The following is a 15510-nucleotide window of genomic DNA, read 5'->3' as shown; positions in this document are numbered from 1 at the left end:
TCGTTCGCTTTTATTACCTATGTATTCAGTAATAAATGATAGAGTTTGAACTCTACCGGGTTGCCCCATTCGGAAATCTCCGGGTCAAAGCCTGTTAGCAGCTCACCGAAGCTTATCGCAGCTTTCCACGTCCTTCATCGCCTCCTAGTGCCAAGGCATCCGCCGTCAGCCCTTAGTAGCTTAACCATAAGTCTTTTGTAAACTAAGTTATAACTCTAAACGCTATTTTTGTAGTACTCCCTCTCCTGCATGCTTATTCTCACACTGACCTGACGGCCCTCGGTGAACATACAAAAAAGGGTCTACGATTTAGATACCCTGCTATTCAATTGTCAAAGATCAATAAACTTCTAAAAGGCTTTCATGCACACCGCCTTCGGCCCTTTCCTGTTGTACGCATAGTAAACTATGGCGAACAACACGAAATGCCCAAATCCGGCGCACCTGAAAACTTTTATTGTATATTAAAAGCTTAAAGTTAGGTATTCATTGCAAAGCAACGAATACCTAACCTTATTCTTTTAAATGGTGGAGGTGAACGGGTTCGAACCGATGACCTCCTGCGTGCAAGGCAGGCGCTCTCCCAGCTGAGCTACACCCCCGTTTTAAACACTACTACAGCCCCATCTTTGTTTGTTGTTCTCAGCCCGCATAGCATACCTATAGCGATCTGAGAACAACAAACAAACCTGAAGCACGTAGAAGCGTTTAAATACGCTCTCCGCTAACTCCAGAAAGGGGAGTAAAACCTGGATCAACTCAACCTGGTGGGCCTAGGTGGACTTGAACCACCGACCTCACGCTTATCAGGCGTGCGCTCTAACCAAGCTGAGCTATAGGCCCATGACCTTGATCTCTCAAAACTGAACAGTAAAACAAGCGGGGTTGATCCCTTTGCAGTCTAAGCTGCATATCCTTATAAAGGAGGTGATCCAGCCCCAGGTTCCCCTAGGGCTACCTTGTTACGACTTCACCCCAGTTACCAGCCATACCTTGGCAGCCTCCATCCCGAAGGTTTGGTCAACTGCTTCTGGTACAACCGACTCCCGTGGTGTGACGGGCGGTGTGTACAAGGCCCGGGAACGTATTCACCGTGGCATGCTGATCCACGATTACTAGCGATTCCGACTTCATGGAGTCGAGTTGCAGACTCCAATCCGGACTGAGACCGGCTTTACGGGATTCGCTTCAGGTCGCCCTGTCGCTGCCCTTTGTACCGGCCATTGTAGTACGTGTGTAGCCCTGGTCATAAAGGCCATGAGGACTTGACGTCATCCCCACCTTCCTCCGGTTTGACACCGGCAGTCCCTTTAGAGTGCTCAGCCGAACTGCTAGCAACTAAAGGCAAGGGTTGCGCTCGTTGCGGGACTTAACCCAACATCTCACGACACGAGCTGACGACAGCCATGCAGCACCTGTCACCAAGTTCTCCGAAAAGCACTCTTCTATTTCTAGAAGATTCTTGGGATGTCAAGACCAGGTAAGGTTCTTCGCGTTGCATCGAATTAAACCACATACTCCACCGCTTGTGCGGGCCCCCGTCAATTTCTTTGAGTTTTAATCTTGCGACCGTACTCCCCAGGCGGTCAACTTAATGCGTTAGCTGCGGCACAGAGGGGATCAACACCCCCTACACCTAGTTGACATCGTTTACGGCGTGGACTACCAGGGTATCTAATCCTGTTTGCTCCCCACGCTTTCGCACCTCAGCGTCAGTATTCAGCCAGAAAGTCGCCTTCGCCACTGGTATTCCTCCTGATATCTACGAATTTCACCTCTACACCAGGAATTCCACTTTCCCCTCTGATACTCAAGCCTAATAGTTTCAAATGCACTTCCACGGTTAAGCCGTGGGCTTTCACATCTGACTTATCAGGCCGCCTGCGTGCCCTTTACGCCCAGTAATTCCGAACAACGCTTGCACCCTCCGTATTACCGCGGCTGCTGGCACGGAGTTAGCCGGTGCTTCCTTTAAAGGTACCGTCAAACATAAAAAGTATTAATCATTATGCATTTCTTCCCTTTTGACAGAGCTTTACGACCCGAAAGCCTTCCTCACTCACGCGGCGTCGCTGCGTCAGGGTTGCCCCCATTGCGCAATATTCCTCACTGCTGCCTCCCGTAGGAGTCTGGCCCGTGTTTCAGTGCCAGTGTGACGGATCATCCTCTCAGACCCGCTAACCATCGATGCCTTGGTAGGCTCTTACCCCACCAACTAGCTAATGGTACGCAGACCCCTCCTCATGCAGTAGCTTAAATCAGAGGCCACCTTTTCTTATTACGCTTATGAAAAACAAGAACATCCGGTATTAGTCCACCTTTCGGTGGGGTATCCCAGACATAAGGACAGGTTATCTACGCGTTACTCACCCGTGCGCCACTCTACTAGGTCTCCGAAGAAACCGTTCGCGTTCGACTTGCATGTGTTAAGCACGCCGCCAGCGTTCGTTCTGAGCCAGAATCAAACTCTCCAGTTTATATCCTAGCCACAATCACTTACGATTGGACTTACTTACTTCAAAAAAACCAAAATCAATTGGCCCGCTTGTTTACTGTTCAGTTGTCAAAGATCAAAGCCATTGTACATGGCCTCGGTATAACAGAAGTTATACTTTATGTACTGCGTAAGCTCTTGTCAAAACAAGAACATGTTGCTCAATAATGTTGGTCAAGCAACGGAGCGACAATCTACTGTAACTCCGCCGTGCCGTCAACCTTTTTTTTACTGTTGTTGAAAGTAACTTTCAACAATTAAAAAGGTGTGATCGTTGATCACTGCCAACGACCTTCAGCATGCTGCCTGGCGATTGTATTCGTCAAGCAACGGAGCGGCAAACTACCTTACCGCGCCCCTGAAGTCAACCTCTTTTTTTCAGCTGGTTAAAATTTGTTTTCAGCCGCCAACAGGTTGGAATTATTAAACAACTAACAATCCACTTCAAGCTGTGCCGTCCATGTTTCGTCAGGCACGGGGCGGGAAACTACTCGATCATCAATCGGTCGTCAATAACTATTTTTGCGATCAGTTGCTTTTTTCTCTAAATGTTTTTTTATTACCACCGGGTGAACAAGGTTAACCACCCGGTGGTAATGTATTAAAAAGCCTTTAGACAAGTAACGAAACTCTAAATAACAGTACTAAAGTGCAGCCTGCAAAATCTTCCTGGATATATCAAGAGTAACGTCACCGGTTTCAGAAAGAGCCGTCATTCCATGTTTGTCCAGTGACTGAATAATCCTATCAATCCCTTCTTCCCCTATATCATGGTCACCTAGCCGAGTCTTGATGCCAAGACTTTGAAAGAATTCCTCTGTTTTACTAATAGCAGCATCAATCCTTGTCTCTTCATCACCTTCTGTGATTCCCCACACCCGTTCAGCATATTGGAGCAACTTTTCTTTCTTTTGCTCCTTACGAACTTTCCATACGGCGGGTTGGACCATGGCCAGAGTTTTGGCGTGATCAATACCAAAAAGAGCTGTTATTTCATGCCCTATCATATGCGTGTTCCAGTCCTGTGGCACCCCTGCACCGATCAATCCATTTAAAGCCATGGTTGCACACCATACTAAATTGGCCCGTGCATCATAATCTTCCGGCTCTTCAACGGTCTTCTTCCCTATTTCAATCAAAGTCTGCAGAATGCCTTCGGCAGTCCTATCCTGAAAACGTGCTTCCGCCGGATACGTAACATACTGTTCGATCGTATGAACAAAAGTATCTACCACGCCATTTGCCACCTGAGTCACCGGCAGAGTATAGGTCAGCTCAGGATCAAGAATAGAAAATTTTGGAAACGTGAAGGTGCTGAAAACAGGTAGCTTATCTTCACCGTCAGTAATTACCGCTCCACAATTCATCTCTGATCCCGTAGCCGGCAAGGTAAGCACCGTTCCCATTGGCACAGCACCTTCAACCGGTACAGGAGTAAAACCAAAATTAAGTAGCTCTCGCTCTTTACCAATAAAGTCATCTGCTACTGAAGCAATGGCAATAAACTTTGTTCCGTCCATTACTGAACCGCCACCAACAGCAAGTAAAAAGTCTACTTTCTCTTTCCTGACAATATCAACTGCGTCCATAAGCACTGACAGCTCTGGATTCGCACCAATGCCGCCAAATTCCAAAACATTGCGATCAGATTTGGCCAACTCTGTTTTTACCTTGTCTAATACGCCTGTCCTCTTTGCACTCCCCCCTCCATAGGTGATGAGCACCGTTGAATTTTTCGGGGTCAAAGCATCTAATTGCTCCAATTGCCCTTTGCCAAATGCGATGTGTGTTGGGTTGTAAAAGTCGAAATTTAACATGTGCTGTTCCTCTTAAAAAAATATATTATTTAGATTGTTTTTTGTTTTATGCTCTCAGGTGGTGGACATTTTAAATCCTTTTTTTCTAAAGAGAATACACATTCCTCTCCATATTTTGCCTATTCCTACTTTGCATGTCGATTTCCAGAGCTTATACGTTAGATTTAACTCCTTCTGAATAATAATTTTCTAAACAGGATATCGATGTGAAAAATGCTGCAAAATTGATGAGCACCCTTGCCCACAATGATGGCTTTAATCAAACAACACTTCCCGACATAGGAATATATAAAGCCACCGAGGCCAAAGGGAGAGAGCCACTCTGTTACAACCAAGGCATCATTATAGTTGGACAGGGTTCCAAGCGTGTTTTTATGGGTGACAAAGTATATGAGTATAACCCAGATAACTATCTAGTGCTTTCAGTCCCTATTCCTGCTGAATGTGAGACCTTTGCGACCAAGGAGGAGCCATTACTCGCTCTCACCCTAAATATAAATATAGGCCTGCTCAATAGAATTATCAGTCAAATGGATGAGCACATCGATCACACTTTGCTGGAAAACAAAAAAAAGCATCAAGGAATTTTTGCAGCAACGTTAACGCCGCCCATTAAGGATACGGTGTTACGCCTTTTGCGAGTACTTCAGTCACCAATGGAAACAAGTGTCCTCGGAGAAGGTTTAGTGTACGAACTCCTATTTCGGGTGATGCAAGGTGCCAATGCGGCCTCACTCTATGCCCTTGCTATACAAAACACCAACTTGGCAAAAATTGATAAGGCTCTCAAACGAATACACTCCAGTTATGCAGACACCATGAATGTGGATGCACTTGCGTCCCTGGTAAACATGAGTCCATCGGCCTTTCATCGGGCATTTCACGATGTGACTGCATCCTCGCCTATCCAGTACCTCAAGAAGATACGCTTAAATAAAGCCAAGGATCTACTTACAGAGCAAAAGGTTAGAGTCGGTGAAGCGGCCACAGGTGTTGGTTATGAAAGCACTGCCCAGTTCAGCCGTGAATTCAAACGTTACTTTGGCAACAGTCCCAGTGCATACAGCAAGTAAGGGCCATGATACTTAAGCTCGCTTTTTGAAAAGCTTCAGCCACGGTTACCTGACAATTGGAAACCGACTAAAGAGCTGTTTTACAAGCTCATGGATAATTGGAACAAAAGAGTATTGGGACACTGCCGGAAGAGTTGCCGGCAATCAGATTTTCTCAGTTCTGCTGCACCACAGAATGAGCAGAATTGATCATGGTCACCACGTCATAGACAGGCAACCCGGTCAACTTACGGATGGCTTTAGAGTAGGGGCCCATATTGGTACACTCCAGAACGATGGCACCAATATTGGGATCTTGTTCGAGGAGCGTTGCTGCAGCCTGCTCCATTTCCTGCGCACATTTTTGTCTATCCATGGTTGTTTTGCCGTGGATGAACACAGAGGTAAATTCCTCGGCCTGGTCCATACCTACAATCGCAAGCGGGTACGGATCAATTGCGATGGCCTTTAGATGTCGTGTCGACAGCGATGCTTGTCTTGCAGTGATGATGCCTGTTTTCTGGCTCTGCTGTAGCATCGAATTGGTTAAATGTACCTGGAGCAGGCTTGAGGAAAAAACAGGAACAGGCAGCGCCTGCTGTAGTTCTTGGTGAAAAAGGGCAAGAAACCCACAGGAAGTGGCGATAGCCCGAGCACCTGCATCGATCAGGCTATGCCCTGCCTCTATAAATGGCTGCAAAAGACTCGGGTCGGCTTCAATCACAAGCCGCTGTGGAGAAGCACCTTGGACCACTTTATATCGGACTGGAAACGGAAAAGTAGCTGGATTGCCAACATCACCGACAATACGCGGGAAGGTAGTATCAAGCATAATGATGCCAATAGCGGCATCAGATGAGGTTGTTAAGCCTGTCATCACTGCACAAAGGAATTCAATTCCACATTTTTAACTGGCATCCTTGCACCTGGGACACCAATCTCATCTGCTGGTTTTTCAGTAAGAGCTGTGACAATATCGGTTATTACTGCCCCGCAGATACGCCCTTGGCACCTCCCCATGGTGCACCTGGTTGCTTTTTTCAGCCCTGCCAGCGTATCAAAACCCGACTCTACTCCCTTCCTGATTGCCCCCATGGTGATGTTCTCACACCTGCAGATAATGGTCGCATCGGGAATAGCTTTGTACGCCGCTATTGGCAGATCACAAAATTGTCCCAAAAAACAAGCATATTCCTGCTGTTTTTGATCAAGTTTCACAAGCTGTTGCTTTTCTTGTTGGAAAGCTTCCTTATCAGATGATGCCCCTGCCAAGTCCATTTTTTCCAAAATAGACATGGCAGCAAGCTTCCCCTCTACCAGCGATTTCTTTGCTCCGGCAACCCCAGTAATCTCCCCTACCGCATACAGCGCAGACTGAGACGTTTCAAGCATATCGTTTACCTTAACGATCCAGCCCCCCTGATCTTTACGATAACACACATCACACCCGGCTTGAACAGCCAGTTCTATATTAGGCACAAATCCATAGCCAACAGCGAGTGTGTCGACCCTATACTCACGTTCTGTGTTGGGGATCATATTCCCCTCACGATCTGTTTTAGCTGCGACAACTGATTGCAAACACTCATCGCCCCGAGCCTCGATAATTCGCATATTCTGACGCAAAGGGACCCGATGGATCATCATTTTAGCAGTATACCAGGCGCCTTCAATGAGTTTGGACCAGTGATCTTTGATATGCGGTAGAAAAAGAGCTTTTTCCTGAAAGCCGTTTTCATCCAGCAGGACAGGGACCTTGCCTCCATTCTTAAGTATCTCGGCAGCAAGAACCATCATTAACGGACTGGAACCACCAATAAGAGTGGAAGCACCTGGCAATACGCCGTGGCTTTTCATAAGGATCTGGGCGGCACCTAGCGACATTACACCGGGCAGGGTCCATCCTTGAAAAGGAAGGTAACGTTCCCGTACGCCGGTCGCCAAGACTATATATTCAGCCTGGACTTCAAATATCTGATTATTAGAATCCTTGGCGGTTCCGCTATTCAGAGACTGCTCCACCATGATCTTACGGTCAGCAGATATGCCCAATACTTGTGCTCGATTGATGATATCAATACCATTGCCGGCACCTAGTACCCTTTCGACTAAACCAAAACCTTTGTTCTTTATGCGGTCTGGGTCAAAGGTGGCCAAAGGACTGGATGAATATTTCCGTTTAACTTTACGAAGCAACTGGCCGCCAGTGTGTACATTTTCGTCAATGAGCAGGATATCAAGCCCATGCCCGAGCAGTGTTTCAGCAGTTGCAAGCCCGCCGGCACCACCACCGATAATAACAACGTGATAGTTATTTTTCACAGGCGACAATCTCCATCCCTTCTTCCACCTGCGTCATACATGCACGCTGGTTGGGAAGGGAGTTAACAGTGACCAGGCATTCGTAACAGATCCCCATTCCGCAAAAAACACCACGGCTCTCTCCCTGGCCGGTATCTCTTAATTGCCGCACTCCAGAGGCAGCAAGAGCTGCATGCACAGACTCCCCTTCATAAGCAATTACCTGCTCGCCATTTACTGTTATTACTATCTGACGCCCTCTCTGCACTGAGGGAATTCGAAGTCCGTCGCCAACAGAACTTATTGGTGTCTTACCCATTACTCTGCTCTTCCTTTCCTGCAAATCTATCCGGTGAAAACGGGGTCAGGTCAATCTCCTGCTTTTGCCCCAAAATCATTTTCGCCATGAGCTCTCCTGTAATCGGGGCCAGTGCTATACCATCCCCCTCATGACCGGCTGCTGTTACCAGACCATCCAGACAATCGGACCTGCCTAAGACCGGCAAGCCATCTGGGCTGTAGGGTCGTAACCCTGCGAAAGTTCTAATAACATGCATGTGTTTGAGTGCTGGTAATATGGAGGTGGTCTGCTTGATAATTCCACGGATACCGTCAACAGTGGTTTCCTTGTCAAACCCTACGAATTCCCGGGTTGAACCCAGAAGAAGATTACCATTATCGGTCTGCTCCATGGACACACCCTGCCCTGCCTGAGCAGCAATTTCCGGATCATACTTGGCGGCTATGTATTTAGCAGATAACAGACAGTGTTTAAGCAATCTTTCCTGGTCGGCCCCGCCACTGGTAACAACAATCTGTCCTCGCCGTGGCTGAACAGGTATCTGCATATCTACCATTGCAGCGATTTCGCCGGCCATTGAGCCACCTGCATTCACTACTATATCTGCCTTCAGCTTCCCACCCGTCGTTGCCACCCCTGTTACACAGTTACCTGAGGTAAGAAGATCGATCACTCGGGTGTGTTTGAGAATGGTAACCTGGCATTTTTCGGCAGCCAGCCCAAAACCAAGGGTCAGGTTAATAGGGTTAACCTGAGCATCTAAAGATGAATAAGAAGCACCCAGTAGTTCCTTGGATAAACACGGTTCTTTTTGCACAAGCTGCTCTTGGTCCAGCAAACGTACATCCAGACCAATGGCCTGTTGCTCGGCCACAAATTTTTCCATGGCCCGGTATTCTGCCTCAGTTTCAATGACGACCAGCCCACCAGTCCTGCTGAACTCAATATTAACGGGTAATTCTTCCTGCAAAGCTGCAAATCTTTCTACACTGGCCATTGCCAGCTCAAGATGTACACCTGGTTTTTTGGACTGCATAAATACCAAGCCGTCGCAGGCTCCTGAGCTTCCGGAAGCAAGATCCCCGGCTTCAACCAGGGTCACATGCGCGGCGCCTGATTTTGCCAGATGATAGGCGATGGAAGTGCCTATCACTCCGCCGCCGATGATGATAATTTTTTGATTATTTGTTTTCAAGCCGATACTTCCCTACCTTCTGCTTTTTGCCCACTCGTTTTTCTCCACAATGGTGATGTTAAAAAAGCTAACAACAGTACACCGACCGGAACCTGCACAAGCCAAGAGTTAATCAACTGCGGTAGAGTACAAAGTACCGTTGTCAGGGTAGCAAGGCCAAACAGAGCTATTCGCAAAATAATGTTAAGTGGCCTGATGAAATATCCGCTCAAAGCGCCTGCAAAAAATAAGACCGCCACCAACAGCACAGCTGTGACTGTAATAATTTCAACAGGAGTACCGTTCATTAGCAAAGCCTGGTTAAAGATAAAGACATAAGGAATAAGGAAACCAACCAGGGCAAGTTTAAAGGCCTCCATGCCGGTTTGCAAAGGTTTGGACATGGCTATGGAAGCTGCGCAATAGGCTGGTACGCATACCGGCGGCGTTATACCTGCCAAAATAGCAAAATAGAAAACAAACAGATGGGCCGGCAACATATCCGCACCCATGGCCAGCAAAGCTGGACCGCCGATGGTAATGGCAATGATGTAAGCCGGTGTACAGGGTAGTCCCATTCCCAAAACCAGAGAGGTCACCATGATCAGCAGCATTGCCGGTAGCATTTGTCCGCCGGACCAGTTGGTGATGACCGTGGCAATACCGAGCGCCAGTCCGGTGTGGGTAACAATGGACACAACCATCCCAGCTCCTGCACAGGCCAGGGCAATCATGACCATATTCTGTCCGGAAAGTAACAAGGTCCGCCATAACCTGGCTGGCGTCATGCTCGTATCCTTTTTGACAAAGCTAATCAAAAAGGTCAGGAGTATAGAGGCATTGGCGGCCAGAAATGGTGAATAGCCGTTAAGCAGCATTGCCACCAGGCAGACCATGGGGATAAGCAGATAGGAATCTTTTAAAATCTGCTTATAGGAAACCATATCCTCTTCGCGCAGCCCCTCCAGATTATCTTTTTGGGCGGTAAAATGGACTCGCGCAATAAGGCTGACATAATAAAGAATTGCACCCAGCATCGCAGCAATAACAATCTGTACATAGGAGATGCCGGTAATTTCCGCCATTACAAAGGCCCCAGCCCCCATAACTGGCGGCATAAGCATTCCACCGGTGGAAGCGGCAGCCTCAACAGCACCGGCAAATCGACGTCGGTAGCCGAGCTTTTTCATGAGCGGGATAGTGAACACGCCGGTTGAATATACATTTGCTGCAGCTACACCGGAAATGGAACCAAACAAGCCAGAAGAAATAATCGCTATTTTAGCAGGCCCCCCCCTTCCCTTCCCGGCAATCCGACAGGCAAGATCGGTAAAAAACTGGCCGGTCTTGGTAATTTCCATAAAGGCGCCAAAAATAACAAACAAAGCAACAAAGGTCGCAGAGACACCGGTAATAGAGCCAAAGATACCGGCATCGGTTATCAGATACTGCATCTCCACAATTTCAGCAAAGGGTAGCGCTTTGGCATAAAAAACCCCAGGCAGATGCGGCGCGAGATACAAGTACGCAAAAAATGCCGCAATCAAAAATGACATGGCAGGTACAACTGCCCGGCGCACTGCCTCAAGCAGCAGTACAATCATCATGCCGCCCAAAACAAGCTCAATGGGCAGCACATCGTCTACAAATTCGAGACGTTCTGCCAATCGATCATGAAAATAAATGATATACAGAGAAGGAAACATGGACACAATCGCCAGCAACCAATCGACAATGCCTGCTTGATGGCCTTCCTTCTTTTTAAAGGCCGGAAACATGACAAAGGCAGCGGGCAAGAGAAAAAGCAGGTGAATTCCGCGCTGAATTCGCGGTTCATAAATGCCTACAGTCGCCGTATAAAGTTGAAAAATGGAAATCGTGACAAGCCACGCCCCAATCAGCTTACCTTGCCACCCCACCTGCTCTTTCATAATATTCCTAATATAGAGAAAGGCAGGACGCGATCACACGCCCTGCCATTTCATTTTGTAAAAAGTACATTGGTGGCAGTGAAGATTGATGGACGCATAAAAAATCCGTAATCGCCCACAGCTACCACGCTTTCACCAGCGATACGAATAACTCGTAGGGTGGATAAGCAAAGCGCATCCACGCTGATACCGATATCTACCAATGGTGGATGCGCTGCGCTTATCCACCCTACATCCCTGGGTCGGCCCTAACCAACTAATACCGTTGATGGTTTAGATCGAAGTATTCGCGACACCATCGGATTTTACTTCATAAAGCCAGCATCCTAATAATACTGCTCAGCTCGTAGGGTGGATAAGCGTAGCGCATCCACGCGGATTCCGATGACTACCATTGGTGAATGCGCTGCGCTTATCCACCCTACATGGCTGGGTCGGCACTAAACAACTAATATCGTTGATGGATTAGATCGAAGTTTTCACGATGCCATCAAGCATTACTTCATGAAGCCAGCATCCTTGTAATACCTTTCAGCACCTGGATGGAGTGGCAAAGCCACATTTTTCCATCCTGTTTCCGGCTTAAAATTCTTATTTGCAGGATTGATCGTGTACAGCTCTTCGGTATTCTCACAGATGATTTTGATGATTGTGTACGCTATGTTGTCTGCGACATCTTTATTAATGAGCAGCTCTCCTGCTGAAACCACTGTCGGCACATCAACTTCCTGCCCCTTATAGGTGCCTTTAGGAATCATGGATCTACCAGTATCTCTGGAAAGGGTTCCCAATTCACCAGCGATATGATCCACACATTCGTTTGAAAGGGCAATCAGTGAGGAATCGCGACTAACACTCATTTCGGTTATGGCTGCGCCAGGCAGGCCAAGATGGGTAAAAACAAAATCGACATGCTTATCCTTATACAGATTAACCATGTCTGCATACACGGCATTAAACACCTTACCGCCGGCAGCTTCTATATCTTTGAGGGAGATACCATAAAACGCTAATATGTTGTTAATCAGCGGTAGATCGGAGGTACCTTTCATAGGTGCGGCAACCTTAATTTTCTTACCCGCTTTCACCATTTCAGCAAGTTGAGCCATGTCGGTAACGCCCTTGTCTTTTGCACCCAGCACATGGATATGATAGATGCCGAAGATACCGCCAAGAGAGCGAACGTCAGGGTTTGGCTTTTTATAAACAGGTGCAAGTCCTTTGAATGCCATTTTATCGACAAAGGTAATCCCCCAACCTAAATCGTCCTTATGTTTGGAAACACGAACCGGATTAACAACACCGCCGCCAGGTACAACCTTGAGGACCAGATTCGGCTCTTTCTCGGCTATCATTCTTGCAATGCCGCCAGCCTGTACATACCAGCCACCACCAACACCACCGGCGACCCAGGTAAGAGTTGCAGGTTTGGTTACTTTATTTTCCTTGGCCATCAGTCCGCCAGGAGCTGCTAAACAGACCACCATTACAGCAGCTACCAGACACGTCAGTACTTTTTTCACATTTCCCTCCTTTTTAATAAGCTGTAGAAGCCTGTTGGATTGAGCATTATTTTTCACTTCAAGGCATTGGCGGAAAAACAAACACAGCCATATACTTAGTATCTGAGTCTTCGCTACCTGCGAGCATTATTTTTCAGAATAACGCCAAGTTGAAAAAAAAGGGTTCAGTCCGACAAATTCCTAGGGTAATTGAACAACATGAGCATCGCTAGAGTCACGGTATAACAGGCAGTGACTACAAAAATTTTGCCAATAAATAATACAAATATGCAAAATTCTCCATAAGAAAGATGTAACCGCTCCCGAGCCTACCATTGTAAAAAATACTCTGCTTTTAAGCCATCAACGGTATTAACGTAATAGTTTAGCAATGCCACAACTGGGCAGTGTGGATGAGCGATAGCGCGTCCTCCAATGCCAAGTCGGGGGAATCCGCGTGGATGCGCTTTGCTTATCCACCCTGTCAAAATTGTTAGCAGTTAAGAAATATGGACTGATAAAAACCCGTTCCGCTCACCGTTACCACCTTTTCGCCAACGATCCGGCCAACATGTAGGGTGGATAAGCGCAGCGCATCCACGCGGATTCCGATGACTACTAATTGCGCTCCGATGAACAATTACAGGCTACCCATAATCAATACTCTTGGTGGAGATGCAGACCCGCGACTCATGAAAGGTAGGCCCAGCAGCAACATCGGTTGTCTTTTGTGAGGTAAGTTCATTGATTGCAGTGGGGTGTTGGTCTGTCTGCCAAAAAAGCCCCTCCGCCACCAGGAGCCCCTCTTGCGTGTTCTCACTTACTTTAGCCAGCCGCCTGCTCTTTCCACGGTTATTTTCAAGTAAAACCTCAGCCCCGTCGGCAATCTCATACAATAAAGCATCCTTTGGGTGTATTAACACCTCTCCAATTTTGCCTTTGTGCAAATCGCCAAAGGTTGAATTGAGCAAATCCATATGGGGTGGTGTTATCAATTTCAAAGGTAACCGTGAGCAAAAATCTTTATCGCTAAATTCATCTGCTTCCAGGAGACAGGGAATCGCAGGAGCGCCCTCTGTTGCCGCCTCTTCTGGAGCTACCTTAAAGGCAAAAGCAGTGTCCCAGCGCCGCATTACCGATTCTCCTGCCCGTTTCCGCGTCGACTCAACCCAACCACTAAACTCATCAGGGTTAAATACATACCCTTGAGGTAACCCTTCCATGGTGGCAACATACTGTTGCAACCGTTCTTCAGCAGTTTGCATGAAGGGTGCGTCGGTAAATCCCATTGTCCGGGCCAGATCCTGAAACAGATCAAAGTTACTCCGTGCTTCACCCACCGGCTTAATAACCCTGTCCACACACCCCATAAAAAAATGGCCGTAAGCGGTATACAGGTCTTTGTTTTCTAAAAAGGTAGTAGCAGGTAAGAGAAGATCAGCGTAACGGGCAGTGGGAGTCATCACCTGTTCGTGGACAACGGTAAACAGATCGTCACGCAGAAGCCCCTGGCGCACCATAGAACTGTCAGGAGCCACACTCAAAGGATTGCAACTGTACACAAAGAACAATTTCACTGGCGGCTGCAGGGCAGTCAGGGCATGGCCAAGATGAGCCATATTCACCAGGCGGGATTCGGTCTCAGCAAGCTCGGGAAAACGCAGTTTGTCCGTGTCTCCACTAAATGCTTTGCTCGACAGCAAAACACCCTGCCCTTCCTGCCCGCTAAACAACCCCAGCGCAGCTGCCAATGCATTGATAGCTCGAACGCTCATTCCGCCCCGACTATTGCGGCTCAATCCTATTCCAATACGGATAAAAGTCTTGGGATGTGCTGCTAGCAGTCTGGCAAATGCTGCAATGGATTCTTTATCTAGTCCGCTCTGGCTTGTGAACTGCTCCCAGGGGGTTGCCTGCAAATACCCTTCAAGGGTTGCAAAGTCCGTAGTTTGTTCAGCAAGCATTTTGCGGTCCAGCCGGTTGCTTTCCACCAGGTATTTCAAGGCTCCCAAGGCGAGCGCGCTGTCACCACCGGGTTGCACCTGAATATACTGATCGGCAGATTGGCCAGTCTCATTCCGATAAGGATCAATCACCACCAGCCTGGCACCTTGTTTACGCGCCGCAGCAATAAAGGGCCAAAAATGAACATTGGACACCTTAACATTAATGCCCCAGGCAATGATAAGCTCAGCATCTGCAGCAACCTCCGGCGGACTCCCCGGCACATCGCCGTAGTGCATGGACCACCCTTTTCCTGCAGCAGCTGAGCAAATTGTCTCAATCAACCGGCTCGCTCCAAGCTTATGGTACAGACCATAACCAGCGTTTCTGTTTAAAACTCCCATGTTACCGGCGTATTGGTAGGGCAGTATCGCCTCTCCACCATACTGGGCAACGATTTTTTTGAGCTTCTCACTTAATAACTCAAGGGCTGCTGGCCAGCTTATCCTCTCAAATTTACCTTCCCCTTTTTTGCCAATCCGAACCTGGGGATAAAGAATTCTGTCGGGAGAATAGACACGCTCATGGTACCTGCGCATTTTTCTACAGATAAAGCCCTGGGTATAGGGGTGGTCAGGGTCACCGGCTAAAGATTCCACTCTGCCGTCGACCACTTTAGCTATAATTCCGCAACTGTCAGGACAATCAAGCGGGCACACGCTCTTTTTATATTCAACGTTGCTGTTGAATTCCATTTTTTGCTACCTTTATTAGAGGAATCATGATTCCGATGCACTATAACTACCTCTTGACTACGTTCACTTTAACGTTAACATTTAACTGTGCGAAGAATCAATTTTTTCTCCCCTGAAACATGATACAAAAACACCAAGAAAAAAACTCACTCTAACTGTAAAACGAAAAAAAGTTATATGGCGAGGATATCAGGCTCTCAACTATTGCACGATTTGCTGAGGCTGTAGGCAAACCGATA

General features: G+C 47.5%; 9 protein-coding genes, 2 tRNA genes and 2 rRNA genes (1 of these 13 running past the window's edge). 1 reads left to right on the top strand and 12 read right to left on the bottom strand.

Annotated features, from left to right (window positions below; translation table 11 throughout):
* From ACHZCY_RS20520 to ACHZCY_RS20500, 5 genes are all read right to left on the bottom strand, one after another.
* Nucleotides 1-186, bottom strand: a 23S ribosomal RNA gene (locus ACHZCY_RS20520); it reaches 2766 nt to the left of the window's first position.
* A gap of 340 nt (nt 187-526) precedes the next feature.
* Nucleotides 527-602 (bottom strand) — tRNA-Ala (locus ACHZCY_RS20515).
* A gap of 163 nt (nt 603-765) precedes the next feature.
* Nucleotides 766-843: transfer RNA gene (locus ACHZCY_RS20510), tRNA-Ile, on the bottom strand.
* A gap of 77 nt (nt 844-920) precedes the next feature.
* Nucleotides 921-2477: ribosomal RNA gene (locus tag ACHZCY_RS20505) — 16S ribosomal RNA — on the bottom strand.
* The 16S and 23S rRNA genes sit together here with 2 tRNA genes alongside, the layout of an rRNA operon.
* A gap of 661 nt (nt 2478-3138) precedes the next feature.
* On the bottom strand, nt 3139-4311 hold the full coding sequence (locus tag ACHZCY_RS20500) for an iron-containing alcohol dehydrogenase (protein WP_319550211.1): 1173 nt from the start codon (nt 4309-4311) through the stop codon (nt 3139-3141).
* Between the two features lie 206 nt (nt 4312-4517).
* Between ACHZCY_RS20500 and ACHZCY_RS20495 the strand changes: the two genes are divergently transcribed.
* The gene (locus ACHZCY_RS20495; RefSeq protein ID WP_319550210.1) at nt 4518-5384 is read left to right on the top strand and encodes an AraC family transcriptional regulator; all 867 of its coding nucleotides are present in this window, start codon (nt 4518-4520) and stop codon (nt 5382-5384) included.
* 154 nt (nt 5385-5538) lie between these two features.
* Here the strand turns inward: ACHZCY_RS20495 and ACHZCY_RS20490 are convergent, their stop codons facing one another.
* The 7 genes from ACHZCY_RS20490 to ACHZCY_RS20460 form a co-directional block, all read right to left on the bottom strand.
* The gene (locus ACHZCY_RS20490) at nt 5539-6240 is read right to left on the bottom strand and encodes an aspartate/glutamate racemase family protein (RefSeq protein ID WP_319550209.1); all 702 of its coding nucleotides are present in this window, start codon (nt 6238-6240) and stop codon (nt 5539-5541) included.
* On the bottom strand, nt 6240-7685 hold the full coding sequence (locus ACHZCY_RS20485) for an FAD/NAD(P)-dependent oxidoreductase (RefSeq protein ID WP_319550208.1): 1446 nt from the start codon (nt 7683-7685) through the stop codon (nt 6240-6242). The genes ACHZCY_RS20490 and ACHZCY_RS20485 overlap by 1 nt, the downstream gene beginning before the upstream one ends.
* Nucleotides 7675-7983, bottom strand: coding sequence for a (2Fe-2S)-binding protein (locus tag ACHZCY_RS20480; protein ID WP_319550207.1), 309 nt, complete (start codon nt 7981-7983; stop codon nt 7675-7677). Before ACHZCY_RS20480 ends, ACHZCY_RS20485 begins: the two co-directional genes overlap by 11 nt.
* Complete coding sequence (locus ACHZCY_RS20475) at nt 7976-9160, bottom strand: NAD(P)/FAD-dependent oxidoreductase (RefSeq protein ID WP_319550206.1); 1185 nt, start codon at nt 9158-9160, stop codon at nt 7976-7978. The genes ACHZCY_RS20480 and ACHZCY_RS20475 overlap by 8 nt, the downstream gene beginning before the upstream one ends.
* Complete coding sequence (locus ACHZCY_RS20470) at nt 9157-11070, bottom strand: TRAP transporter permease (RefSeq protein ID WP_319550205.1); 1914 nt, start codon at nt 11068-11070, stop codon at nt 9157-9159. Before ACHZCY_RS20470 ends, ACHZCY_RS20475 begins: the two co-directional genes overlap by 4 nt.
* Before the next feature lie 497 nt (nt 11071-11567).
* Nucleotides 11568-12593, bottom strand: a complete 1026-nt coding sequence (locus ACHZCY_RS20465; protein ID WP_319550204.1) for a TAXI family TRAP transporter solute-binding subunit — start codon at nt 12591-12593, stop codon at nt 11568-11570.
* Between the two features lie 626 nt (nt 12594-13219).
* Entirely contained in the window at nt 13220-15271 is a 2052-nt protein-coding gene (locus ACHZCY_RS20460) for a molybdopterin-dependent oxidoreductase (protein ID WP_319550203.1), read from the bottom strand.
* Nucleotides 15272-15510 lie beyond the last annotated feature (239 nt).

It is taken from the genome of Desulfogranum marinum, assembly GCF_963675105.2.
GTDB classification, from domain to species: Bacteria; Desulfobacterota; Desulfobulbia; order Desulfobulbales; family Desulfobulbaceae; genus Desulfogranum; species Desulfogranum marinum.
The sequence above is the reverse complement of the archived record's forward strand: the minus strand, read 5'-3'. Positions and strand labels throughout refer to the sequence as shown.